Here is a 22,771-nt window from a genome sequence, read left to right on the forward strand (position 1 = left end):
TGAGCCTCCAGAGGCTGGAGAGGACGGCGATGGCGGAGTTTCGGCGCAAGGCGATGAGCCTGGCGGTGGACGCCGTGGCGCTGGCCGTGCTGATCGGCTCGCTGGGCCTGATCGCCAGGAGCCGGCTCACCGGCGCAGGCGCCGGCCGCAGCGCCCCGCCCCTGCTGGCGCTGCGCGAGCCCGGCCGCGGCCGCCACGCCGAAACACCCGTCGGCATTCCGATGCGCGGCTGGCGCGACATCTTCAAGCGCACCTGGAAGGAGTTCCAGGAGGATCACATCACCCTGGTGGCCGCCGGGATCACCTTCTATTCGCTGCTGGCCTTCTTCCCGGGGGTCGCGGCCTTTGTGGCCCTCTACGGCCTGTTCGCCAACGTCCAGGACGCCCGCGACCAGTTCCTGACCCTGGCGGTGATCCTGCCGCCCGACACCGTGCGCTTCGTCGGCGATCAGATGGTCCAGGTCGCCGCCGCCCACACCGGCGGCCTGTCGCTGACCTTCGCCACCGGCCTCGCCCTGTCGCTATGGAGCGCCAACGGAGCGGCCAAGGCCATCTTCCTGGGGCTGAACATCGCCTATGAGGAGACCGAGAAGCGCGGCTTCGTCCGCCTGACCCTGGTCAGCTTCGCCTTCACCCTGGGCCTGCTGGCCTTCTTCATCGTATTGCTGGCCGCGGCGGTGGCGGTGCCGACCGCCCTGGTGCTGTTCGGCTATGAGGCCCAGCAGCTGGTCCGTGCCGTGATCTGGCCATTGCTGGCCCTGGCCATCTGGGGGGCGGTCACCCTGCTCTATCGCTACGGCCCCAGCCGCGAGCGGGCGCGCTGGCGGTGGATCAGCTGGGGCGCGGCCTTCGTCACCCTGTTCTGGATCGCGGCCTCCTGGGCGTTCTCGCTGTGGCTGGGCAGCTTCGCCCACTACGACAAGACCTACGGGCCGCTGGGGGCGGTGATCGGCTTCATGATGTGGACCTATCTGTCGGCGGTCATCGTGCTGGCCGGAGCCGAACTCAACGCAGAGATGGAACACCAGACCGGCCGCGACACCACCACCGGCGAGCCCCTGCCGCTGGGCGCGCGGGGCGCCCAGATGGCCGACACGATTGGCGCCGCCCAACGCTAGCCGTCTTTTCAGGACGTGCTAGACAGCCTCGGAACTCAGAGGGGTTCGAAGATGCTGAAGGTCGTCGACTACAACGAAAACCAACACAAGGTGTACGCCAGGGGCCGCGTCCTGGACGCCGACTCCACCCAGCTCTGGCTCGAGATGTTCGCCGCCCAGGGACCCGCCACGCGTCCGGCGACGGTGCTGGACCTGGGCTCGGGCACGGGCCGCTTCAGCCCCCTGCTGGCGCAGGTGTTCGGCGGGCCGGTCTACGGGGTCGAGCCCTCCGACAGGATGCGGGAGGTCGCCGCCGAACAGGCCGCCCACCCCGCCGTCACCTATCTGGCGGGCCGGGCCGAGGCCATCCCGCTGGAGGACGCCAGCGTCGATGTGGCGCTGACCATGCTCTCCTTCCACCATGTCCGCGATCGCGCGGCCGGGGCGGCCGAGATCGCCCGGGTGCTGAAGCCCGGCGGCCGCTACCTGACCTACACCCCGTTCAGCGACCGCTTTCCCGACATCCACTGGCACCGCTTCTTCCCCGAGGCGCGCGAGGTAGAAAAGCGCATGTTTCCCCCGCTCGCCGAGATCGAGGCGCTGTTCGCCGGGGTGGGCCTCCACAAGGTCTCGTTGACTCGCATCGAGCATTCCGTCTCGCCCAGTCTGGCGGACTTCCGCGAGCGGCTCTCCCTGCGGGCCATCTCCACCTTCGAGCATATGAGCGAGGACGACATCCAGCGCGGCTTTGCCAGGCTCGACGCGGCGGTGGCGGCGGAGACCGAGCCGCAGACGGTGCGCACCCAGGGCGACCTGCTGGTGCTCGCCAAGGCCTAGCCGGGCGCGCTGGCCACCAGATGGGCCAGCAGATCCTCGACGGCTGCCCGGCCCTCGCCCTTGCGGCGGCAGGCCGAGATGCGCAGCAGGGCCGGCGTGTCGAACGGGATGACCGCCAGGCCCTCGCCCGGCGAAACCGCCATCGGCATCAGCAGCCCCGCCGCCCGGCCCAGCCGCAGGATGGCCTTCAGCAGCGGGATGGCGTCGGTCTCGGCCACCACATCGAGACTGGCGCGGCGGCGGGCGGCCTGGGCTTCGGTGAGGTCGCGCTGGTAATAGCCGCGCGGGAACAGCACCAGCGGCTGGGCCAGGAACTGCGGCCAGGTCACCGACGCCTTGCCGGCCAGCGGATGACCTTCGGCGACACAGGCGCCCAGGCCCGCCTGGAACAGCGGCGTCACCTCCACCTGGCTCGACGGCTGGTATTCGCTGATCAGGCCCAGATCGAGCTCGCCGGCCGCCACCTGGGCCTCGACGATGCGGGCCCCGGCCACGGTCACCTGCAGCCGCACGTCCGGCCGCGCTTCCAGGAAGGCCGCCAAGGCCCCTGGCAACCAGGCGCTCGCCAGCAGGGCCGGGGCGCCCAGCCGCACGATGCTGACCGGGGACGCCGCCGGCGCCACCGAGGCGCGGGCCCGGTCGGCGGCTTCCAGCAGGCCGCGGGCGTGACCGATCAGCCGCTCGCCCGCCTCGGTCGCCCGCACGAAGCGGTCGCCCCGGTCGAAAAGCCGCGTCCCCAGGTCCTCCTCCAGCTTGCCGATGGCCAGGCTGAGGGCCGGCTGCGAGACATGCAGCGCCGCCGCCGCCCGGGTGAAGCTGCCCCGGTCGGCCACGGCCAGAAAGTAGCGGAGCTGGCGCAGGTCCATGCATTAATAAGAATTGCAAATGACGTCGATTGCAAATCGGTATTTTACTTATGGCGCCGATGCGCCGATAGGGCGGCCCTCAGCACAGGGGCGTTTCATGTCACTCGTTACGGCGGCCTTCATCCTGGTCGTGGCCTTCATCACCTCGGCGGTGTCGGGGGTGTTCGGCATGGCCGGCGGGCTGATGCTGATGGGGGCGCTGGCCATCGTGCTGCCGGTCTCCGCCGCCTTTGTCGCCCATGGCTTGATCCAGCTGACCGCCAACGGCTGGCGGGCCGTCCTGCACCGCAAGCATGTGCAGTGGAAAATCGTCGGCCTCTACGCCATCGCCTCCTTCGTCGCCGGCCTGCTGGTCTCCACCCTCTCCTTCACGCCCTCAAAGCCCTTCCTGTTCCTGGCCCTGGGCCTGGTTCCGGGCATCCTGTGGCTGCCCAAGGCCTGGATCCGGCTGGACGCCGCCAAGCCCTTCCATGCCCTGACCTCCGGCTTCCTGGTCACCGCACTGAACCTGCTGGCCGGGGTGGCCGGGCCGCTGCTGGACATCTTCTTCGTGCGCACGGCGCTGAACCGCCACCAGATCGTCGCCACCAAGGCCGCCACCCAGGTCTTCGCCCACCTGGCCAAGATCGTCGTCTATGGCGCGCCGCTGATCGCCGCCAAAGGCCTGCCGGCCAGCTTCTATTGGGTCATCGTCGCCGCCGTGCCGCTGTCGATGCTGGGCACCGTGGTCGGCGGGCGCATCCTGGATCGGATGAGCGACAAGGGCTTTCTGACCTGGACCCGCTATATCGTCACCGGCATTGGGGTCGTCTACCTGATCCAGTTCCTTGGCCTAGTGCTGAAGGAATGATGTAACCTTGACGTTACACTTCGCTTGGGGCACACCCGCCCTATGGCGGACAGTGAACTGGGCAACCGGCTGAAGGACTTTCGCAACGAGGCCGGCCTCACCCAGGCCGAGCTGGCCGAGCAGGTCGGCGTCTCGCGCAAGACCATCAACACCATCGAGAACAGGGTCTTCACCCCCTCGGCGACCCTGGCCCTGAAGGTGGCCCGGGCGCTGGGCCGGCCGGTGGAGGCGGTGTTCTACCTGGAAGATGACCCAACGTGAGTCTTTCAGGGCCGGCCGCCCCGCCCTAGGCTGGCGGAAACGACCGGGAGACGAACACCAGGATGGCAAGCCTCAGCCCCGAGGAACGGACAGCCCTGCGCGACGGCTTCGCCCGCCTGCTGGCCGACCGCTGCACCGAGAAGGATGTGCGGCGCACCATGGAGACCGCCAGCGGCTACGACCCCGCCCTCTGGGGCCAGATCGCCGCCATGGGGGTTACAGGTCTGCTGGTCGACGAGGCCCACGGCGGGGCCGGCGCGGGGCCATTGGAGCTGGAGGCGGTGATGGAAGCAGCCGGCGCGGCGCTGCTGGGCTCGCCGCTGCTGTCCTCGGCCGTGCTGGCCGCCACCCTGCTGGCCGCCGCCGGCGACGAGGCGGCCAAGGCCCGCCTGCTGCCGGGCATCGCCGACGGCTCGCTGATCGCCACCCTCGCCCTGACCGGCGACGCCGGAACCTGGACCCCTGAAGGCATGGCGGTGACCGCCGCTCCGGCCGGCAACGGCTGGACGCTGGACGGCCATGCCAGCTTCGTCACCGACGGCCAGACCGCCGACCGGGTGCTGGTCGCCGCCAACGGTCCGGGCGGGCTGGCGCTCTTTGAAGTCGAGCGGGAGGCCAGTGGGCTCGACACCGCCGCCCTGCCGACCTTCGACCACACCCTGCGGATGGCCCGCCTGACCTTCGACAAGGTCGCCGCCCAGAAGCTGGATGCCACCGGCCCCGCCTGGGACGCCGTGCAGGCGGCCCTGAACATGGGCCTGGTCGCCCTGGCCGGCGAGCAGGCCGGCGGGGCGCGGCGGGTGCTGGAGATGACCGTCGACTACGCCAAGAGCCGCATCCAGTTCGGCCGGCCGATCGGCAGCTTCCAGGCCATCAAGCACATGGCCGCCGACCTGCTGCTGGAATCGGAATCGGCCACCTCGGCGGCCCGCAACGCCGCCCGCGCCCTGGCCGAGAACGCCCCCGATGCTAAGGCCGCCATCGCCCTGGCCGCCTTCGCCTGCGCCGACGCCTACGCCACGACCACGGCGACGGCGATCCAGATGCACGGCGGCATCGCCTTCACCTGGGACCACCCGGCCCACCTCTACCTGCGCCGGGCCCGGGCCGGGGCGCAGCTGTTCGGCAATTCCAACCACTATCGCGAACGCTATCTTCAGGCCCTGGAGGCCCAGGCATGACCGACAACCAACTCCGCGACGAGGTCCGCGCCTGGCTGGCCGATAACTGGAATCCAGAAGAGCGGGCTGGATTTCTGGCCAAGGTGGTCGAGGCCCGCTGGGCCGCCCCGCGCTGGCCCGTCGAATGGTTCGGCCGCGGCCTGGACGACACCCAGGCCCGCATCATCGAGCGCGAGTTCGCCGCCGTCGGCGCCCCGGGCACGGCCCAGGACCGCACCAACCTCTGGGCCAACACCGTGCTGGCCAAGGGGACCGAGGCGCTGAAACACCAGCTGGTCGGCCGACTGCTGCGCAACGAGGTGGGCATGTGCCTGCTCTACAGCGAGCCGGGCGCCGGCTCGGACCTGGCCGGCATCCGCACCCGCGCGGATCGAAGCGGCGACGGCTGGGTGGTCAACGGCCAGAAGGTCTGGACCTCCAGCGCCGCCACCGCCGACTACGGCATGCTGATCGCCCGCACCGACTGGGACGTGCCCAAGCACCGGGGGATCAGCTTCTTCTTCCTGCCGATGAAACAGCCGGGCGTCGAGGTCCGCCCCCTGCGCCAGATCACCAATGAGGCCCATTTCAACGAGGTCTTCATCACCGACGCCGCCGTCCCGCCCGACAACCTGCTGGGCCGCGAGGGCGAGGGCTGGAGCGTCCTGCAGACGGCCCTGGCCTACGAACGCTCGGTCATGGGCGAGGCCGCCAGAGGCCCCCGCAGCGGCGCCAAGGAAGCCGGCGGGGCCGCCCCGATGGTCGCTCTGGCCCGAGAGGCCGGCGTCCTCGCCGACCCCCTGATCCGCCAGGACCTCGCCCGCGTCACCGCCCTGCGCCAGCTCAACGCCCTCAACACCGCCCGGGCCAAGGCGGACCTGGGCCAAGGCACGTCATCCTCGCTGATGAGCCTGGGCAAGCTGGCCATGAGCCGCATCCTCCACGAGGAGGCCCGGCTGCGCACGGCCATGCTGGGCGCCGGCAGCCTGTTGGAAGGCCCGGATCATCCGAGAGCCGAGGACGCCAACTTCCTCAGCCTCAACGCCTATTTCACCTCGATCGGCGGCGGGACGGACCAGATCCAGCGGAACATCATTGGGGAGCGGGTGCTGGGGTTGCCGAAGGAGCCGGAGGTGGATCGGGACGTGGCGTTCCGCGAGGTGCGAGGGGGATGATGATAGTTGTAGTCGCCTACTCGTGACGGATGAGTTGCTCGTAGCGAGTTGCGCATAGGATGCGCGGGTGCAATCTTGGCACTAGGGGGCGTGAAGTCGCCAAGGGTAAAGAGGGAGACTACGGCGCATATGGCGGTCCGATTGCCGATCTATCGCTATATCGCCGTCGACGGATATCAAATGTATCCGGGCCCGCCCTCTGCTCCCGGCATCCACCATACATTCACTCCCGGTCTCCACCTTGTCGCGGGTGTCAACGGACTAGGGAAGTCGACCTTCCTGCTCATTTTGTATCATGGTCTCGTTGGACCAGCCGCTATTCGGAACGATGACTTTGGGGTTCCGCAGCCGGAAATTGTCGGGCGACGGGACGTAGACCGGTTCCGACGGCGTGTTGCTGATGGCGCGAAATCGGCCTTCGCCGAGGTACATTTCTCGATTGGTGAGAACCAGTTTGAGGTCAGACGATCCCTGCACGATCTTTCACTCGTTCAATGGCGTCTCAACGGGGCCGAACAAACGCCGGACGAGCAAAACTACACTCAGACGCTGGTTTCCTCTATGAAGGTTGGGGGGCTCGCCGACGTCATTCTCATCATGAACCTGATTGTTTTCATGTTTGAGAACCGAGGGTTATTGATGTGGAGTCCTTTTGCTCAAAGGAACGCTCTACGCGCTTTGTTCATGGCTCCGAAGGAAGCAAATGAACTGTCTCAACGCGCGCAGGCCGTTGCGACGGCCAATAGCGCATACAGGAACCTACTATACATCGTAAATCGAGACAGAAAGCAGCTTCTCAAAGATGAAGCGGCGCTCGCGACTGCCGGCACATTAAGCGCTGAGTATCACACTCTCCAAAGTGGCGTGGCTGCTCACAACGAAAACATTCTCGCCCTCGCCGAACGCCGCCAGGCTTTAGACGCGGCAAGGACCGAAACTCGGGCAACCCATGAGGCGGCGAAGTTCAACTACGACGACGTTCTGCGTGAGATCGAGGCGCTTAAGCTTGCGCGTGTCGCCGCCGCCTTTCCCAAGTCTGATGAGTCCAGCCGATACGTCATCGCCCGTTTGATCGGCGATGGCGAATGCCTAGCCTGCGGTGCAGAGGATGGCCCTCTCATCGATCGGTGGGTCGCGGCGATCAGCGAAGGGCGCTGCCTCGTATGTGGGGCTGACCATAGTGCCCAGGAAGCAATCGTCCCTCCAACCGCCGTAGATGCAGCGAGGCTGGCAAAAGCAGAGGCTAGGCTGGAGGGTGCCAAGCAGTCGATGGAAGTTGCCGCTGACGACGCAAAGCGCGAAGAGGAGCAACGGGATTTAGTTCAAATCGAACTAGACGGTCAGTTGCAGAAGCGGTCTGAACTCGAGAAACGCATCAGACAAATCGCAGGATCGCTACCACCCAGCCCACCAGCGGTTGCCGCTCTCAAGGAACGTGTGGCTCAGCAAAGCGAAACACTTGAGGGCCTGCGTGAAGATCAGACCGCAGCAGAGCTCGAATTCTCAAAAGTCTTTAATCAATTTAAGGTGTCGATTGAGCAAAAAGCCGATGAAATAAGGGAAAAATTTGGAAGTAGAATTTCGGATTTCCTTGTCGAACGGGCAGAAATTACACTGGCATACATAAGAGCGCCTATCGGTGAAAGTGGCCAATCATACGAATGGCCAACTTTTCAACTGAGCATGACATCTGGAACCTTTGATGCGCCGATGCCCCGCCGTACCCGTTCTGAAGTATCCATGTCTCAGGGCGAATTTATCGACCTCGCTTTCCGCCTCGCGCTGGTAGAGGTGGCTGCGGAGTCAGGGCCGGCGTCTATGGTGTTTGACGCGCCCGAGGCTAGCCTTGATGCGCTGTTCATGAGACGCGCCGGAGCTTTTCTTGCTCGCTTTACCAGGGACAACACTGAGAACCGGCTAATCGTGACGTCAAACCTGACGAACGCCGACATGATCCCTGCGCTTTTTGGAGCGTACGAGCCCCAAGAGGGCGATCCGGAACCTCATGTCATCCCTAGGGATGAGCGAAAAGATCGTGTCATCGACCTACTGACACTCGCTGCACCGACCAGCGCAGTTGAGCTTGTCGGGGACCGATATAAGAACTTATTGGATAGGGCCCTCTTTCCTCCCTATGGCCAAGGGGAACCGGGCCATTGACGACCGACGAACTCACCGGGTGGCTAGAGACGTCGGGCCTAGAGGTGCGCCGGCGCGTGAGACTGTTGATGCTGCTAGACGCAGCGGACTATGCAGTCATCGCGCCCCTTTCGACTTCCCGCCTCCACGCCCTCGCGTTTCTAGCTGATGTCCTAAGTCCGATATACGACCTCTCCACTCTATCGGGGCGAATTCTTAAGAGGCGCATTGGCCCTTATTTCCCAGAATTGCAGTGGCAATTGGATCGCTTGGTTGGTCAGGGGTTGGTAGATGTTGTCCAACTACAGCCGGTCGTAGAGGCCTCGCGGGCCTATCTGGACGCGAGCTTCTGCCTGCGGCGATCTGCTACGCAGTCAATACTGAATGCCGTCTATCAATTGCCGGAATTTCTCGCTCTGCGAGACTTCTTTAGAGAACTTGCTGACGCGCTCGGCGCGGTGCCAGATGACGATCTTGACGCCACAACTCAAGCTGACGTGACCTGGGACACTGGCCACGCAGGAACGATAATTGACTATGGCGAGTGGCGTGCGCGAAATTACTCGCGCATGTCAGCTGATAGAATCGAAGAGCTCGCCAATGACACACTTGGAAAGGCTGGTGTAACACTGAGCCCCGGCGCAAAGGTCAATCTCTACGTTCGATATCTCCGGCGAGCAGCAAATGGCTGAAACTCTCGCCGAGCAGCTGAACGGCAGCGCGCTGAAGGAGATGCTGCTTCAAGCGGTTGCCGCAGAAGACCTAGACCACATCCCGCTAGACTTCGACGACCAAGCACGCTTCATCCTTTCCGCTGTTCGAGCTGTTGCTCACAGAGAAGAGGCCTGTGACCTGTGCGCGTTGATTTATAGCGATGCACCGTTGGCCGACGGCGCCCAGGGCGGCTTTGCGCGCATAGTACATATGCAAGACGGCCACGGGTCAATGTCTGGAAAGATGGTTCTGACAGGCCGCGACGCGAATAACGGTAGCTGTCATCCCCTGTCGGATAAAACTATACTGGCAGCGATTGAGCAAATTGAAGCGGCTGGTTTCGGTTCTCGCGCAACGATCCTTTGGGACGGTGTTGCGAGATCCGCTACGGTTTATCCAGAAGGCGTATCGGGAGACGCGATCCATCAACGATTTTTGGTCCCTGTGTCTGACGATGACTTAACGCAAGATGATCTATGTGAAGTTTTAAATATAGCCTATGACGACAATCTCAAAAACCCCAGCGGGGGGACGGTAAATTTGTGGACGAAAGGCAAGCTGGTTTCGAAGGCAGAGGATGAAATTGAGAAGGTACTAAAAGGACAAATTGGGATGTACTTTCTCGGAAAATCTCGACCCGTCAAGGTGCTACGACAGACCAACACCGCTGCAGGGCGGACTGATCTGATACTCACGCAAAAGCCCCCATCCGGAGGGCTGCGCCTAGTTGGAGTTCTTGAGCTGAAGGTTCTGCGAGGCCCTGAAACCGCCGACCATGCCGCGACGGAGGAGGGTCTTAGTCAGGGGCACTTCTACAGGGAAGATATCCACGTTCCGTTTGCGACTCTTGCGCTTTACGACGTTGGCAACCCTCCTAGTGGAGATACTGCACCGTTACTGATTGGTCAGAACCCCGACCACCTCGCAACTGTACGGGTACGGCGATTTCCAATCTACAATTCGCCTAGCGCGTGGCGAAAAGCCGGGGGACCGAAAGCTGCTTAGACGGCCGCCAGAACGATAAGTGTTTCGGCCAATTCGGCCCGTCCACCCTGCTGCGGCGAAACACGCATCGAACGAAACGGTTCCGACCCGATAAGTTCATACCGGAGGCTTGGTGCCATTTCGGCAATTGCTTCCGCCACGGGAACGTCGACGCCCGCATATCTGCTATCACCGACAACCATGTAAACCCGGCCCTCAGCGACCAACTTCTCACGCACTCCCCGCAGCAGGATCGCCAAATCCGCAAAGTATGCCCCGATCATATCGGGAATATTTTTGTTCCAGAGGCCATCGACAGCTCGAAGCTTCGAAACGGAAGTCCGCACTGCTAGAGAGAGGCCGTCCGAGGCAAAGTCACGCTTGATTTGTACATGGCTGCGCAAAGTGGAATTTCTAAGTTCCACGTTGTCTTTGCCGCCCTTCAGGTAGCCGAGCGACCATAGTTCGATGTTGTAAACGTCCGTATAGTCGAACGAATTGGGATAGGGTGGGGAGAAAACCGCTAAGTCAATCTCTGGAATGTTTGCGATTTCCAAGCGGGCGTCACCTCGGCGGAGATCATAGGAAAGATTCCGACGCCGAGCGTAGCGAGCTATATCGAAAACGGCTCCCTCCACGGCTTGGACGAATGCTTGATCGAGTTCATCGACCGTTCGCATCTGTTCCTTCCAATTTTGCCTGTAACGTCGGCCCTTCCCGCTGACTGTTGCATTGCAAACTTCGAGCGCGGCCGACCCGAGTAGCACGCGTAGTAGACGCTTGACCTTGACCTCAGGCACTTGTTCGACCGCAAGGACAAGGTTCGCTAGACGCTCGGCAACGTCACGCGGGAAAAGATAACGATCTGCCACACCAGGCTCGACGAAGGTCGCTGGTGCTAGCGCGTAGTGCTCATTTGGATCGACGTGAAGCTGAGTGCCGATAACCTCACTACACCTTCTCGCAACAACCGCGGCATCCACGACCGAGAGCTTGGCTTCGATCAGGTCGGCCAGAAAAGGGTTGACCTCAATCGCGATGGGCTCGACGCCCAGAAACTGGCAGGCGAGCGGCGTGGTGCCCGACCCCGCGCAGGGATCCAGACAATTTATTACCGGACGGCCAAGCGCCTCACCCGTTTCTCTTACCGCTCGTTCGACCAGTTCTGGCACGAACGCTTCCTTGAACCGGCGCCAGTTCTGGAATGCTAGCGGCTCCGATCCTGAATTGGTTCCGATGACAGCCGGCACTCGGGTTCTCGTCCAATCCTCAAACCGCACATGGGGATCAAACTCAGCTATCGTCATCGGCTCTCTCTCCCCGCCTCACCCCCGAGATAGATCGTCTTGGTTAATCGGTTCTACCACTGGTTTGCATTCTCAATGCGGCAGTCGAGTAGGGTGACGGAAAAGTGTCGCCTCGCTTGGCCTTGCCCCGACTCCCCGTCAAGTTGGAGGTCGACCGTCCAATTACCTGGAACCCCACATGCTCTACGCCATCCTGGCCTACCACGACGAAGCCGCCACCGTCGCGACCTGGACGCCCGACGAGGACAGCGCCCTGATGGCCGACCTGATCAAGCTCAACGACCGCCTCACCGCCGAAGGGCGGCTGGGGCCGGCGGCGCGGTTGGGGGCGACGGGGGACGCCCTGACGCTGCGGGGGCCGGGAAAGGGCGTGGTGCTGGACGGGCCGTTCGCCGAGACCAAGGAGCAGCTGCTGGGCTTCTATGTGGTGGAGGGGGAGAGCATCGACGAGGCGGTCGCGGTCGCTCGCGAGCTGCGGCAAGTCAATCCCACGGCGGTCTATGAGATCCGCCCGATCCTGCGCTACCTGCCCGGCGCGCCGTTTCCCGAGACCGAGGCGCCGGACTGACCGTCAGCCCGCCTGGCGGCGTTCGTAGGCGGGCGCCGGGGCCGCGGCGGCCAGGCTGCGGCAGAAGTCCTCATGGCCCGAGCCCCTGCGCCAAGCCAGGCCCACCGTGCGGTCGGTGGCGAGTTCCGGGGCCAGCGGCCTGACGATCACCCCGGAAGCGCCCTCGGCATGGCTGGCCGGGGCGATGGCCAGGCCCACCCCCATCTCGACCAGCACCAGCACCGCCTCCTCGTCGGCCGCCGTGGCGCGGATGTCCGGGCGGAAACCGGCTGTGGCCAGCCCGCCCTCGAACCTGGCCTGCAGGGCGCAGTGGGGGCGTTCGATCAGCGGCAGGCCGTCGAGGTCGGCCAGGCGGATGTGGCTGCGGAAACGCAAGGGATGGGTCGCCGGCATGAGGACGGCATAGGGCTCGGTCCAGAGCGGCAGGAAGTCGCTGTCCGCCTCGTGGCAGCCCTGGGCGGTGACCTGGATATCGGCCGCCGAGCGCTCGCCGACCAGGCGCGCCACCAGGTCGGGGACCAGCTCATAGGCCGTGCGCAACACCGGGGCGACACGGCGCAGCCCGACGTCCGGCTGGATGAAGATGGCCAGGGTGCGCGGGGCGCGGACGCGGAATTCCCGGTGCAGGGCGGCGGCCTCGGCCAGGAGGGCGCTGGCGCGGGGATGCAGGATCTCGGCGTCGCGGGTGGGGGCCAGGCCCTGGCGGGTGCGCTCGAACAGCCGCGCGCCCAGCTCGGCCTCCAGGTTCTGGATCGCGGCGGTGATCGAGGGCTGCGAGATCGAGCAGCGCCGGGCGGCGGCGGTGATCGACCCCGTCTCATAGGCGGCGACGAAATAGCGGAGGGCGCGCAGATCGAACATGGTTTGAACATAGGTCAAATATTGAAACTAGCTCAAGTCTATATATTTTGCCGATTTAAGACGCCGACCTAGGGTCGCCCCATCGTCACAGAGGGACACCCCATGCATCGTCGCCCCCGCTTCGCCGGCCTGGTTGCCGGCTTCGCCGCCGCCCTGGCGGTCCTGGCCATCGGCCTGCCCGCCGCGGCCGCCGGGCCCAGGGTCAGCTTCGCCATCGTCAAGACCGGCCGGACCGTCGTCCAGGAATCCCTGCTGTATGCCGGCGGCGACAAGGCGGCCAAGCTCGACAACAACTTCTCCGCCTTCCTGATCCGGCACGGGGACGACGAGTTCCTGTTCGACACCGGCCTGGGCGCGCGGATCGACAGCCAGTACGCCCAGGACATGCCGGGCTGGAAGCAGCGGTTCTTCAAATACCTCAAGCCCATCATCCCGGCGCGGGACCAGCTGGCCAGGGCCGGCCTGCCGCCGATCCGCCGGGTCATCCTCAGCCACAGCCACTGGGACCATGCCAGCGGCGTGGTCGACTTCCCCCAGGCCGAGGTCTGGGTGACGAAGGAGGAACTGGCCTTCATCCGCGGCGGCGGCGCCTGGCCAAGCCAGGTGGGCGCCCCGTCCATCCGCTGGCGCACCATCCTCTTCCAGCCCAGACCCTATCGCGGTTTCGCCCAGAGCCTCGACCTCTATGGCGACGGGACGGTGGTGCTGGTCCCGCAGTTCGGCCACACGCCCGGCGCGGTGGGGATGTTCGTCACCACCTCCAGCGGGCGGCGCTTCTTCTTCTGCGGCGACACGGTGTGGTCGGCGGCGGCCATCCCCCAGGCGCGGCCCAAGTTCTGGCTGGCCGGCCTGCTGGCCGACAGCGACGCGGGCCGGACCCAGGCGGAGATCGACCGGATGCGGGCCCTGCAGAAGGCCGATCCGGGCCTGACCATCGTGCCGGCCCATGACAGCCGGGTGCAGGCGCGGCTGGGCTTCTTCCCGAACTGGGTGGAGTAGGTCGCCTCTAGCCCAGCGCCTGCCGCGCCCAGCCGACGATCTGCTCGGCGCTCATCAGGCCGGCGGTGCGCGCGGCCACCTGGCCGTCCTTGATCAGCAGCAGGGCCGGGATGCTGGAGACGTTGAACCGCTGCGCCGCCGCCGGTTCGGCCTCCGAGTTCAGCTTCAGCAGCCGCACGTCCGGTTCCAGCCGCGCGGCCGCGGCGGCGAAGTTGGGGGCCATGGCCCGGCAGGGACCGCACCAGGGGGCCCAGACATCGACGAGCAGGGCCGGTTCGGCGGCCATGCGCCTGGCCAGGCCCGCGCCGGTGACCTCCTTGGGCTGGCCGACATAGAGCGGCTGGCCGCAGCGCCCGCACTTGCCCTGCAACGCCGGCTTGCTGTCCGGCAGGCGGTTGGTGGTGTCGCAGTGGGGGCAGACGGTCTGGGTCATGAGGCTACCGCGCAAGACAACGCTTGAAACGCATATCGGCTCTGCGGACGCCTAACGGAACACCACACCCGCCTTCAGGCCCAGCCTCTTGAACGCCATGGCCGCCGGACAGAAGCCGGTGAAGGACGCCTGCAGCAGGTTGGCGCCGACGAAGACGGTGAGCCAGATCCAGGCGGGGTGGACGAACTGGGTCAGGGCGAGGCTGACCAGGACCATGGCCCCGGCGAAGGCCATGACGGCGCGATCGAGGGTCATCGGGAGAGACTCCTGTGGAGGAAGGGGGTGGGGCTCACCTCACGGCCTTGAGCTTGCTGACGCCCATGATGTCGAGGGCCAGCTTCTCGTAGAAGGGCTCGCTCTCGCCGCGGCGGACCTTGCCCAGGAAGTATTTCTCGAAGCCGACCTTGGCCAGGTGGACCCACTTGCCGCTGGCCGCCCAGTTGACGTTGCGGGGCGGAATCTGCGGCTGGGCGATGAAGGCCACGCCGCCGTCGCCGAAGTCGGCCAGGCAGATGGCGTTCCAGGTCGCCTCGGCCACGGCCGGCTCGCCAGCGACCAGGTCGCCGAGGTTGCGGGCGATGGCGGTGACCATGCTCTCGATCATGAAGCCGGTCTTGGGCACGCCCACCGGCACCGGCGTCTTGCCGGTCGGGGCGATGGCCACGCAGACCCCCAGGGCGAAGACATTGGGGAAGGCCGGGTTGCGCTGATGCTTGTCGACGATGATGAAGCCGCGCGGGTTGGTCAGGCCCTCGATGCCGCGCACGGCGGCGACGCCCCGGAAGGCTGGCAGCATCATCGAGAACGCGAAGGGCAGGTCGTGGGTCGTCTTGACCGCGCCGTCCTCGCCAATCTCCTCGACATGCATCATCCCGGCCTCGACCTTCGCCACCTTGGCGTTGGTGATCCACTTGATGTGGCGCTGGCGCAGCTCGCTCTCGAGCAGGCCCTTGGTGTCGCCCACCCCGTCGAGACCCAGATGGCCGATATAGGGTTCGGGCGTGACATAGGTCATCGGCACGCGGTCGCGCGCCTTGCGGCGGCGCAGCTCGGTGTCGAGGATCAGGGCGAACTCGTAGGCCGGGCCAAAGCAGCTGGCCCCCTGGGCGGCGCCGATCACCACCGGGCCGGGGTTTTCCGCCAGGGCGTCGAAGGCGACCGCGGCCTTCTGGGCATGCTCGACCTGGCAGATCGACTGGGTGAAGCCGGCGGGCCCCAGCCCCTCGATCTCGTCGAAGGCCAGATCCGGGCCGGTGGCGATGACCAGGTAGTCGTAAGGAAGGCTCTCGCCGTCCATCAGCGCCACCCGATTCTCCGCCGGATGCACCCGCTCGGCGCCGCAGTTCATGAAGGCCACGCCGCGTTTGGCCATGACCGGCGGCAGCTCGACCTCGATGGCCTCGCGGGTGCGCCAGCCGACCGCCACCCAGGGATTGGAGGGCACGAAGTGGAAGCGGTCGCCCTGCCCCACCAGCGTGACCTGGGCCCGGTCGCCGACCGCGGCCTTGATCTCGAAAGCGGCGATGGCTCCTCCGAGCCCGGCGCCGAGAATGACGATCGATGGCTTGCTCATGACGCCAGCATCTCCCGGTTCCGGCGGTGGCGCGTTGACCAGGATCAAGGCCTTTTTCGCCGCCGGGACCATGTTTCAGGTTCGATGGGTTGTTTTATATTTGTATATTCGCATATATGCAAATACGAAATCACGCTGACCCGATCCGAGGAGAATCCATGTCACTGCTCGAGAACCTGACGCCCCAACAGGTCAAGGCCGGCCTGGATGCGCACAGCATCCTGCTGGTCGACGTGCGCGAGCCCGGCGAGTTCGAGGCCGAGCGCATCCACGGCGCCCTGCTGTTTCCGCTGTCGAGTTTCGACCCTGCCGCCCTTCCCGATTCCGGCGAGCGGCGCATCGTTCTGCAATGCGGTTCGGGCAAACGCTCGGCCATGGCGGCGGAGCGCTGCCAGAAGGCCGGCGTCCACGTGACCGCGCACCTCGCCGGCGGCATCGGCGCCTGGAAGGCGGCGGGCCTGCCGACCGTGACCATCGATCCGGAAACCGGCTGGACCCGCGACGTCCGCTAGAACCCTAGGACTTGAAGCCCATGCGCCTCGCGCCGATCCTGATGGCGATGATTCTCCTGGCCGTGGCCGGCTGCGGCCGGCCGGAGCCGGCCTCCGCGCCGCCCGTCAAGGCGAGCGGCGAGCGGCTCGTCCTGGCGCGCGGCCCGGTCGATGACCTCAAGCCGGTGACCGCCACCGTCACCACCCGCAACATGGCCGAGGCGCGCAGCCGGATCGGCGGCATCCTGGCCAGCCTGAGCGTGCGCGAGGGCGATACGGTCCGGGCTGGCCAGGTCATCGGCCAGGTGCGCGACGAGCGGCTGGGCCTGTTGACCCGGGCGGACGACGCCCAGGTGCTGGCCGCCGCCGCCGAGGCCGACCGGGCGCGGGCGGACCTCAAGCGCATCCAGAGCCTGTTCGACAAGGGCATCTACGCCCAGGCGCGCCTGGACCAGGCCAGGGCCGGCGCCCGTTCGGCCGAGGCCAGCCTGGCCGCCGCCCGGGCCCAGCGGGCCGCCGGCGCCGACCTGGCCGGCCAGGGAACCATCCTGGCCCCCGCCACCGGCCGGGTGCTGACCGCCCAGACCCCGGTCGGCTCGGTCGTGGCCGCCGGCCAGTCGGTCGCCACGATCACCGCTGGCGAGCCCCTGCTGCGGATCGAGGTTCCGGAAGGCCAGGCCGCGTCCCTACGGGTCGGCCAGGCGGTGAGCCTGCAGCCGGGCGATCTTCCCGGCGCCGCCGCCGCGGGCCAGGTCATCCAGGTCTATCCCTCGGTCACCGCCGGCCAGGTGACCGCCGACGTGCGGGTCGCCGGGCTGAGCGCGGTCCTGGTCGGCTCGCGCGTGCGGGTCCAGCTGCCCGTCGGCCAGCGCCAGGCCCTGACCATTCCCCGCCGCTTCATCGTCAGCCGCTATGGCCTGGACTATGTGCGGCTGCTGCAAGCCAATGGCTCGGCGCTGGAGACTCCGGTCCAGACCGCCCCGACCGGCGATCCGGCCCGGGTGGAAATCCTCTCGGGCGCCGCCGCCGGCGACGTGCTGGTCGCGCCATGAAGCTGGGCCTGTCCGGACGGCTGACTGCCGCCACCATCGCCTCGCCCCTGACGCCGCTGTTCCTGCTGGCGGCCATCGCCATCGGCCTGCTGGCCCTGGTCTCCATCCCCCGCGAGGAGGAGCCGCAGATCAGCGTGCCGATGGTCGACGTCCAGGTCGCAGCCCCGGGCCTGCGCGCCAGCGACGCCGTCGAGCTGGTGGCCAAGCCGCTGGAGACCATCGTCAAGAGCGTCAGCGACGTCGAGCACGTCTACAGCTTCGTCGACGACGACCAGGTGATGGTCACCGCCCGGTTCAAGGTCGGCACCGACCCGGACGACGCCATCGTCCGCATCCACGAGAAGATCCGCGCCAACTACGACCGTATCCCGGTCGGCATCCCCGAGCCGCTGATCGTCGCCCGGGGCATCAACGACGTGCCGGCCCTGGTGCTGACCCTTTCGCCCAGGCCGGACCAGGCCGGGCGCTGGACCGACCAGGCGCTCTACGACATCGCCGGCAAGCTGCGCACCGAACTGGCCAAGGTCGAGGATGTGGGCCTGACCTTCATCGTCGGCGGCCGGCCCGACGAGATCCGCATCGAGCCGGACCCGGCCCTGATGACCCTGCGCGGGGTGTCGCTGGGGGCGCTGGTCGACACCGTCCGCCAAGCCGACCGCCGCTTCCCGGCCGGCAGCCTGCGCCAGGACAACCAGGCCCTCAATGTCAGCGTCGGGACCACCCTGGACAGCGCCCAGGCCGTGGGCCTGCTGACGGTCCCCTCGGTGCGGGGCGAAGCGGTCTATGTCCGCGACGTCGCCCGGGTCGTCCAGGCCCCCCGCGAGGACCAGGCCGGCCAGTGGCGCTATGCCCGCCTGGATGGCCAGTGGTCGAAAACCCCGGCGGTCAGCCTGGCGCTCGCCAAGCGCAAGGGCGCCAACACCGTGGTGGTCAGCCATGCGGTGCTCGAGCGCCTGGACACGCTGAAAGGCACGCTGATCCCGCCCGGCCTGCAGGTCTCGATCAGCCGCGACTACGGCGAGACGGCCAACGAGAAGGCCAACGAGCTGCTGTTCCACCTGGCCCTGGCGACGGCGACCATCGTGGCCCTGATCGCCTTCGCCATCGGCCTCCGCGAGGCGATGGTGACGGCCATCGTCATCCCGACCACCATCCTGCTGACCCTCTTCGCCTCCAACCTGATGGGCTACACCATCAACCGGGTCAGCCTGTTCGCCCTGATCTTCTCGATCGGCATCCTGGTCGACGACGCCATCGTCATGATCGAGAACATCGCCCGCCACTGGGCGATGAACGACGGCCGCGACCGGCGGCAGGCGGCCATCGAGGCCGTGGCCGAGGTCGGCAATCCCACCGTGGTGGCGACCATGACCGTGGTGGCGGCCCTGCTGCCCATGCTGTTCGTCTCGGGTCTGATGGGCCCCTACATGGCCCCGATCCCGGTCAACGCCTCGGCGGCCATGGTGTTCAGCTTCTTCGTGGCCGTGGTCATCGCCCCCTGGCTGATGGTGCGACTGGCCCGCAAGACCCTGGCCCGCGGCCACGCCCATGGCCGGGAAGACCGGCTGGGCCGCCTCTACCGCCGCGTCGCCGCCCCGGTGATCGCCAGCCGCCGCAGCGCCTGGATCTTCCTGGGCGCGGTCGGCGTGGCGACGCTGCTGGCCTGCGCAATGTTCGCCACCAAGACGGTGACCGTGAAGCTGCTGCCCTTCGACAACAAGTCCGAGCTGCAGGTGGTGGCCGACCTGCCCGAGGGAACCAGCCTGGAGACCACCCAGCGCATCCTGGCCCAGGCGGCCGACATCACCCGGGGCCTGCCCGAAGTCACCGCCATCGACGCCCAGGCCGGGACCGCCTCGCCCTTCAACTTCAACGGCCTGGTCCGCCACTACTACCTGCGGGGCAAGCCGGAGATGGGCGACCTGGCCGTCACCCTGACCCCCAAGGGCGAGCGCAAGCGCAACAGCCACGCCGTGGCCCTGGACCTGCGCCAGCGGCTGGCGGACCTGCCGCTGCCGGCCGGCTCGTCCCTGAAGGTGGTCGAGGCGCCGCCCGGGCCGCCGGTGCTGGCCACCCTGCTGGCCGAGGTCTACGGGCCGGACGCGGCCACGCGGCGGGCGACCGCCCAGCGGGTGAAGGCGATCTTCAAGTCGGTGCCCTACATCGTCGATATCGACGACAGCGCCGGGACGCCCCGGCCCGGTCTGCGCCTCACCCCCGACCGGGCGCAGCTGGAGCATCTGGGCCTGGCCGACCGCGACGTCTACGACTCCATCGGCGCTGCCCTCGGCGGCCAGCTCGTTGGCTACTCGACGCGCGGCGAGGGCCGCCCGCCGCTGGAGATCAGCGTGCGGCTGCCGCAGTCGGCCCGGACCTGGGACGGCCGGATGGGCGCCCTGCCCGTGGCGGTCACCGGCTCGGGGGCGCAGGCGCGGCTGGTGGCCCTGGACGAGGTGGTCAAGGCCGACCGCCAGCCGGGCTCCCTGCACATCTTCCGCCGCGACGGCCGCGACGTCGAAATGGTCACCGCCGAACTGGCCGGCCAGTACGAGGCCCCGATCTACGGCATGCTGGCGGTCGACAAGGCGATCAGGAACGCCGACTGGGGCCCGGCCGGCGCGCCCGCCATCCGGCTGAACGGCCAGCCGACCGACGAGGCCAGGGCCAGCGTGCTGTGGGACGGCGAATGGGAGATCACCTGGGTGACCTTCCGCGACATGGGGGCCGCCTTCATGGTCGCCCTGCTGGGCATCTACGTGCTGGTGGTGGCCCAGTTCAAAAGCTTCAAGCTGCCGCTGGTCATCCTGACCCCGATCCCGCTCACCCTGGTCGGCATCGTCATCGGCCACATCCTGTTCCACGCCCCCTTCACCGCCACCTCGATGATCGGCTTCATCGCCCTGGCGGGGATCATCGTGCGCAACTCGATCCTGCTGGTCGACTTCATCCGCCACAGCGCCGGCGACGGGCGGCCGCTACGGACCGTGCTGCTGGAGGCCGGGGCGATCCGCTTCAAGCCGATCCTGCTGACCGCCCTGGCGGCGATGATCGGGGCGGCGGTGATCCTGTTCGATCCCATCTTCCAGGGCCTGGCCATCTCGCTGCTGTTCGGCCTGGCCTCCTCGACCCTGCTGACCGTGCTGGTCATCCCCGCCATCTATGTGGCGCTACGCGACGACGGGCGGCGTGACGAGCCGGCTTTGCCGGCCTGACGGACGCGCTTACCCTAGTCGGATGGAAACCAAGAGCTTGGCCCCACCCTCCCATTCCGAACTGGCCGAACTCGAGGCCAGCGCCTCGGCGGCGGCCCGGCTGATGAAGCTGTTGGCCAGCGAGCAGCGGCTGATCCTGCTGTGCCGGCTGAGCGAGGGCGAATGCTCCGCCGGCGACCTGGCCCGGCATGTGGGGCTGGCCCAGTCGGCCGCCTCGCAGCATCTGGCCAAGCTGCGGGCCGAGGGGCTGGTGGCCACCCGGCGCGAGGCCCAGACCATCTATTACCGACTGTCCGACCCGGCCGCGATGCGGGTGATCGACACCCTGTGCGACATTTATCGCGGCAAGGCCGGCGCCCCCTAGATCAGGCGCAAGACGGCCAGCAGGATCATAACGGTCCCGGCCAGGCCCACGCCCCAGGCCAGGGGCCGCACCATCGGCACGCCCAGGATGTAGAGCACCGCGTGGACCAGCCGCGAATAGAAGAACAGCTGCGCGCCCAGCACCGTCATCGGCGTTGAGACACTGGTCGCCGCGGCGATCAGCACCAGCGGGGCGAACATGGTCAGGCCTTCGCGGTGGTTGTCGACCACCCGCAGCATGCGGGCGTGGAAACCCTCGGCGGGGCCGAGGTCGTCGCGGTTGTTGGCCAGCGGAACCAGCCCTTTGGAGCGGATGCCGGCAAAGGCCTGGATGACGACCAGCGCGATAAGCAGGCCGACCGACCAGGCGAGCATGGTGAGTTCAGTGGACATGTTTCAGAGCCTCCCCGTTCTTGTGCGGGGAGCCTGCTCGACGAACGCGGATCGGTCAATTACCCGATCCGGCTGGACATTCCGCCGTCCACCGGCAGCACCACCCCGGTGACGAAGGCCGACTCGTCGCTGGCCAGGTAGAGGGCCGCATAGGCGGTGTCCCAGGCCGTGCCCATCTTGCCCAGCAGCGGCACCCGGGCGCTGCGAGCCTCTCGCACGGCCTGTTGGTCCTGGCCGGTGGCGTTGGCGATGCCGGCCACGGCCATGGGCGTGTCCATCAGGCCGGGCATGATGGCGTTGCAGCGCACGCCCTTGGCGGCGTTGGCCTGGGCGACGGATGTGGTCAGGCGGTTCACGGCGGCCTTGGACATTTCGTAGGCCACCTGATTGCCGCCGGCGATTCCGGCCAGGGACGAGATGTTGACGATCGCCCCGCCGCCCTGCTCGCGCATCAGCGGGACGATGGCCTTGATGGTCAGCCACATGCCCTTGAGGTTGACCGACATGATGCGGTCGAAGGCCGCCTCCTCCAGCCGGTGGGCCGGGCCGTCGCCGCCCCCGCCGATGCCGACATTGTTGACCAGGATGTCGAGCCGCTCCCAGCGCTCCTTGACCAGATCGGCCAGGGCCTGGGCGGTGTCCGGCTTGGTGATGTCGCCCTGCCAGGCGGCGGCGCAGCCACCCTCGGCGACGATCATCTCCGCCGTCTCCTCGGCCCGGGCGATGTCGCGGTCGACGCAGAGGATGTCGGCCCCCTCGCGGGCGAACAGCACGGCCATGGCCCGGCCGTTGCCGATGGTCTCGCCCGGCGTCTGCCCGGCCCCGACGATGACGGCGGTCTTGCCCTTGAGGCGGTCGGTCATGGCTTGGCTCCAGGCGGGGGCAGGCGTTCCAACAGGAAGGCGATGCGGTCAGGGACCGGGCTCTTGGGAATGTGAACCAGGTCGTAGCCGAGGTCGCGGTAGGTCCGCATCTGCTGATGGTACATGGCCTCGGCCGCCACGAAGCCGTGGCGACGCTCGGTGTCGGTGGCGAAAATCTCGGGCCAGGGCGGGGTCACGAAGACCGTCCGATTGACGGCGAACCGCCGCGCTGCCTCGAGCCGCCAAGCCGGCTGGCCGGGGTCACTGATCTGATCGACGATGCAGCGGTCCATAATCATCGGGCCGTTCTGCGCCAGAGCCATCGTCATCGCGTAGATGGTCCGCGAGATGGTCAGGTCCAGGAAGTGATCGATATCGTCCGGCAATCCCGGCCCGCCGATCAGCGCCTGCTCGCGCACCACCTGCCGCCCCGCCTCCTCGATCACCGGATAGCCCACCGCCTTCAGCCCGGCCAGCAGCGAGGACTTGCCGCCGCCCGAGCAGCCGGTGATGACGAAGAACCGGTCGCGGGCCGCCTCGACGGCGGCCGGCTGGTAGCTCTCTTCCAGAATG

Annotated in this window: 24 protein-coding genes; 15 read left to right on the plus strand and 9 right to left on the minus strand. The window is 67.0% G+C overall.

What is annotated here, in order from left to right; all coding sequences use genetic code 11:
- Window positions 1-29: 29 nt before the first annotated feature.
- Entirely contained in the window at window positions 30-1,118 is a 1,089-nt protein-coding gene (locus tag QO010_RS22560; protein ID WP_307352870.1) for a YihY/virulence factor BrkB family protein, read from the plus strand.
- Between the two features lie 51 nt (window positions 1,119-1,169).
- Window positions 1,170-1,934: a class I SAM-dependent methyltransferase gene (locus QO010_RS22565; protein ID WP_307352871.1), complete on the plus strand. Its 765-nt coding sequence runs from the start codon at window positions 1,170-1,172 to the stop codon at window positions 1,932-1,934.
- Here QO010_RS22565 and QO010_RS22570 read toward each other — a convergent pair.
- Window positions 1,931-2,800 carry a LysR family transcriptional regulator gene (locus QO010_RS22570; protein WP_307352872.1) on the minus strand — a complete coding sequence of 290 codons (870 nt, stop codon included), beginning with the start codon at window positions 2,798-2,800 and terminating at the stop codon, window positions 1,931-1,933. The genes QO010_RS22565 and QO010_RS22570 overlap by 4 nt on opposite strands.
- A 97-nt stretch (window positions 2,801-2,897) precedes the next feature.
- On the opposite strand from QO010_RS22570, the gene QO010_RS22575 reads away from it, so the two are divergent.
- From QO010_RS22575 to QO010_RS22605, 7 genes are all read left to right on the plus strand, one after another.
- Window positions 2,898-3,650: a TSUP family transporter gene (locus QO010_RS22575; protein WP_307352873.1), complete on the plus strand. Its 753-nt coding sequence runs from the start codon at window positions 2,898-2,900 to the stop codon at window positions 3,648-3,650.
- Window positions 3,651-3,692: 42 nt separating this feature from the next.
- Window positions 3,693-3,911 carry a helix-turn-helix transcriptional regulator gene (locus QO010_RS22580; protein ID WP_307352874.1) on the plus strand — a complete coding sequence of 73 codons (219 nt, stop codon included), beginning with the start codon at window positions 3,693-3,695 and terminating at the stop codon, window positions 3,909-3,911.
- Between the two features lie 62 nt (window positions 3,912-3,973).
- A complete protein-coding gene (locus tag QO010_RS22585) occupies window positions 3,974-5,092 on the plus strand; it encodes an acyl-CoA dehydrogenase family protein (protein WP_307352875.1) in 1,119 nt (372 codons plus the stop codon).
- Complete coding sequence (locus tag QO010_RS22590; RefSeq protein ID WP_307352876.1) at window positions 5,089-6,246, plus strand: acyl-CoA dehydrogenase family protein; 1,158 nt, start codon at window positions 5,089-5,091, stop codon at window positions 6,244-6,246. Before QO010_RS22585 ends, QO010_RS22590 begins: the two co-directional genes overlap by 4 nt.
- A 141-nt stretch (window positions 6,247-6,387) precedes the next feature.
- The gene (locus QO010_RS22595; protein ID WP_307352877.1) at window positions 6,388-8,406 is read left to right on the plus strand and encodes a hypothetical protein; all 2,019 of its coding nucleotides are present in this window, start codon (window positions 6,388-6,390) and stop codon (window positions 8,404-8,406) included.
- Between the two features lie 68 nt (window positions 8,407-8,474).
- The gene (locus QO010_RS22600) at window positions 8,475-9,077 is read left to right on the plus strand and encodes a hypothetical protein (protein WP_307352878.1); all 603 of its coding nucleotides are present in this window, start codon (window positions 8,475-8,477) and stop codon (window positions 9,075-9,077) included.
- Window positions 9,070-10,104, plus strand: a complete 1,035-nt coding sequence (locus QO010_RS22605; RefSeq protein WP_307352879.1) for a hypothetical protein — start codon at window positions 9,070-9,072, stop codon at window positions 10,102-10,104. The genes QO010_RS22600 and QO010_RS22605 overlap by 8 nt, the downstream gene beginning before the upstream one ends.
- Here the strand turns inward: QO010_RS22605 and QO010_RS22610 are convergent.
- Window positions 10,101-11,390, minus strand: coding sequence for a hypothetical protein (locus QO010_RS22610; protein WP_307352880.1), 1,290 nt, complete (start codon window positions 11,388-11,390; stop codon window positions 10,101-10,103). The two genes, QO010_RS22605 and QO010_RS22610, sit on opposite strands and share 4 nt — an antisense overlap.
- A gap of 178 nt (window positions 11,391-11,568) precedes the next feature.
- Here QO010_RS22610 and QO010_RS22615 point away from each other — a divergent pair, with 178 nt between their 5' ends.
- Window positions 11,569-11,958: a YciI family protein gene (locus QO010_RS22615; protein ID WP_307352881.1), complete on the plus strand. Its 390-nt coding sequence runs from the start codon at window positions 11,569-11,571 to the stop codon at window positions 11,956-11,958.
- Between the two features lie 3 nt (window positions 11,959-11,961).
- On the opposite strand, the gene QO010_RS22620 is transcribed toward QO010_RS22615, so the two are convergent.
- The gene (locus QO010_RS22620) at window positions 11,962-12,819 is read right to left on the minus strand and encodes a LysR family transcriptional regulator (RefSeq protein ID WP_307352882.1); all 858 of its coding nucleotides are present in this window, start codon (window positions 12,817-12,819) and stop codon (window positions 11,962-11,964) included.
- Window positions 12,820-12,921: 102 nt separating this feature from the next.
- Between QO010_RS22620 and QO010_RS22625 the strand changes: the two genes are divergently transcribed.
- Window positions 12,922-13,818: an MBL fold metallo-hydrolase gene (locus QO010_RS22625; protein ID WP_307352883.1), complete on the plus strand. Its 897-nt coding sequence runs from the start codon at window positions 12,922-12,924 to the stop codon at window positions 13,816-13,818.
- 7 nt (window positions 13,819-13,825) lie between these two features.
- On the opposite strand, the gene trxC is transcribed toward QO010_RS22625, so the two are convergent.
- From trxC to QO010_RS22640, 3 genes are read right to left on the minus strand one after another with little or no spacing between them, the layout of a single operon-like run.
- Complete coding sequence (gene trxC, locus QO010_RS22630; protein WP_307352884.1) at window positions 13,826-14,251, minus strand: thioredoxin TrxC; 426 nt, start codon at window positions 14,249-14,251, stop codon at window positions 13,826-13,828.
- Window positions 14,252-14,302: 51 nt separating this feature from the next.
- Entirely contained in the window at window positions 14,303-14,506 is a 204-nt protein-coding gene (locus QO010_RS22635) for a YgaP family membrane protein (protein WP_307352885.1), read from the minus strand.
- A 34-nt stretch (window positions 14,507-14,540) separates the two neighbouring features.
- Entirely contained in the window at window positions 14,541-15,824 is a 1,284-nt protein-coding gene (locus QO010_RS22640; protein ID WP_307352886.1) for an NAD(P)/FAD-dependent oxidoreductase, read from the minus strand.
- 158 nt (window positions 15,825-15,982) lie between these two features.
- Between QO010_RS22640 and QO010_RS22645 the strand changes: the two genes are divergently transcribed.
- The 4 genes from QO010_RS22645 to QO010_RS22660 all read left to right on the plus strand — a co-directional run bounded on the left by QO010_RS22645 (window position 15,983) and on the right by QO010_RS22660 (window position 20,943).
- Window positions 15,983-16,336 (plus strand): rhodanese-like domain-containing protein, encoded by a 354-nt coding sequence (locus QO010_RS22645; protein WP_307352887.1) that lies wholly within the window; start codon window positions 15,983-15,985, stop codon window positions 16,334-16,336.
- Between the two features lie 20 nt (window positions 16,337-16,356).
- A complete protein-coding gene (locus QO010_RS22650; RefSeq protein ID WP_307352888.1) occupies window positions 16,357-17,367 on the plus strand; it encodes an efflux RND transporter periplasmic adaptor subunit in 1,011 nt (336 codons plus the stop codon).
- Window positions 17,364-20,579, plus strand: coding sequence for an efflux RND transporter permease subunit (locus QO010_RS22655; protein WP_307352889.1), 3,216 nt, complete (start codon window positions 17,364-17,366; stop codon window positions 20,577-20,579). Before QO010_RS22650 ends, QO010_RS22655 begins: the two co-directional genes overlap by 4 nt.
- A gap of 103 nt (window positions 20,580-20,682) precedes the next feature.
- The gene (locus QO010_RS22660; RefSeq protein WP_307352938.1) at window positions 20,683-20,943 is read left to right on the plus strand and encodes an ArsR/SmtB family transcription factor; all 261 of its coding nucleotides are present in this window, start codon (window positions 20,683-20,685) and stop codon (window positions 20,941-20,943) included.
- Here QO010_RS22660 and QO010_RS22665 read toward each other — a convergent pair.
- Genes QO010_RS22665 through QO010_RS22675 form a run of 3 tightly spaced genes read right to left on the minus strand, consistent with a single transcriptional unit; the run spans window position 20,940 to window position 22,770 of the window.
- Window positions 20,940-21,335 (minus strand): MAPEG family protein, encoded by a 396-nt coding sequence (locus QO010_RS22665; RefSeq protein ID WP_307352891.1) that lies wholly within the window; start codon window positions 21,333-21,335, stop codon window positions 20,940-20,942. The two genes, QO010_RS22660 and QO010_RS22665, sit on opposite strands and share 4 nt — an antisense overlap.
- 59 nt (window positions 21,336-21,394) lie before the next feature.
- Complete coding sequence (locus QO010_RS22670) at window positions 21,395-22,198, minus strand: SDR family NAD(P)-dependent oxidoreductase (protein WP_307352892.1); 804 nt, start codon at window positions 22,196-22,198, stop codon at window positions 21,395-21,397.
- Window positions 22,195-22,770: an AAA family ATPase gene (locus QO010_RS22675; protein ID WP_307352939.1), complete on the minus strand. Its 576-nt coding sequence runs from the start codon at window positions 22,768-22,770 to the stop codon at window positions 22,195-22,197. The genes QO010_RS22670 and QO010_RS22675 overlap by 4 nt, the downstream gene beginning before the upstream one ends.
- Window position 22,771 lies beyond the last annotated feature (1 nt).

The organism is Caulobacter ginsengisoli (genome assembly GCF_030814835.1).
GTDB classification, from domain to species: domain Bacteria; phylum Pseudomonadota; class Alphaproteobacteria; order Caulobacterales; family Caulobacteraceae; genus Caulobacter; species Caulobacter ginsengisoli.

Coding starts and splice junctions, on each gene's coding strand:
- QO010_RS22580 (WP_307352874.1), top strand. CDS start 3,693: ATGGCGGACAGTGAACTGGGCAACCGGCTGAAGGACTTTCGCAACGAG.
- QO010_RS22635 (WP_307352885.1), bottom strand. CDS start 14,506: ATGACCCTCGATCGCGCCGTCATGGCCTTCGCCGGGGCCATGGTCCTG.
- QO010_RS22600 (WP_307352878.1), top strand. CDS start 8,475: ATGCTGCTAGACGCAGCGGACTATGCAGTCATCGCGCCCCTTTCGACT.
- QO010_RS22605 (WP_307352879.1), top strand. CDS start 9,070: ATGGCTGAAACTCTCGCCGAGCAGCTGAACGGCAGCGCGCTGAAGGAG.
- trxC (WP_307352884.1), bottom strand. CDS start 14,251: ATGACCCAGACCGTCTGCCCCCACTGCGACACCACCAACCGCCTGCCG.
- QO010_RS22585 (WP_307352875.1), top strand. CDS start 3,974: ATGGCAAGCCTCAGCCCCGAGGAACGGACAGCCCTGCGCGACGGCTTC.
- QO010_RS22560 (WP_307352870.1), top strand. CDS start 30: ATGGCGGAGTTTCGGCGCAAGGCGATGAGCCTGGCGGTGGACGCCGTG.
- QO010_RS22620 (WP_307352882.1), bottom strand. CDS start 12,819: ATGTTCGATCTGCGCGCCCTCCGCTATTTCGTCGCCGCCTATGAGACG.
- QO010_RS22590 (WP_307352876.1), top strand. CDS start 5,089: ATGACCGACAACCAACTCCGCGACGAGGTCCGCGCCTGGCTGGCCGAT.
- QO010_RS22615 (WP_307352881.1), top strand. CDS start 11,569: ATGCTCTACGCCATCCTGGCCTACCACGACGAAGCCGCCACCGTCGCG.
- QO010_RS22660 (WP_307352938.1), top strand. CDS start 20,683: ATGAAGCTGTTGGCCAGCGAGCAGCGGCTGATCCTGCTGTGCCGGCTG.
- QO010_RS22625 (WP_307352883.1), top strand. CDS start 12,922: ATGCATCGTCGCCCCCGCTTCGCCGGCCTGGTTGCCGGCTTCGCCGCC.
- QO010_RS22650 (WP_307352888.1), top strand. CDS start 16,357: ATGCGCCTCGCGCCGATCCTGATGGCGATGATTCTCCTGGCCGTGGCC.
- QO010_RS22640 (WP_307352886.1), bottom strand. CDS start 15,824: ATGAGCAAGCCATCGATCGTCATTCTCGGCGCCGGGCTCGGAGGAGCC.
- QO010_RS22670 (WP_307352892.1), bottom strand. CDS start 22,198: ATGACCGACCGCCTCAAGGGCAAGACCGCCGTCATCGTCGGGGCCGGG.
- QO010_RS22575 (WP_307352873.1), top strand. CDS start 2,898: ATGTCACTCGTTACGGCGGCCTTCATCCTGGTCGTGGCCTTCATCACC.
- QO010_RS22610 (WP_307352880.1), bottom strand. CDS start 11,390: ATGACGATAGCTGAGTTTGATCCCCATGTGCGGTTTGAGGATTGGACG.
- QO010_RS22570 (WP_307352872.1), bottom strand. CDS start 2,800: ATGGACCTGCGCCAGCTCCGCTACTTTCTGGCCGTGGCCGACCGGGGC.
- QO010_RS22565 (WP_307352871.1), top strand. CDS start 1,170: ATGCTGAAGGTCGTCGACTACAACGAAAACCAACACAAGGTGTACGCC.
- QO010_RS22645 (WP_307352887.1), top strand. CDS start 15,983: ATGTCACTGCTCGAGAACCTGACGCCCCAACAGGTCAAGGCCGGCCTG.
- QO010_RS22655 (WP_307352889.1), top strand. CDS start 17,364: ATGAAGCTGGGCCTGTCCGGACGGCTGACTGCCGCCACCATCGCCTCG.
- QO010_RS22665 (WP_307352891.1), bottom strand. CDS start 21,335: ATGTCCACTGAACTCACCATGCTCGCCTGGTCGGTCGGCCTGCTTATC.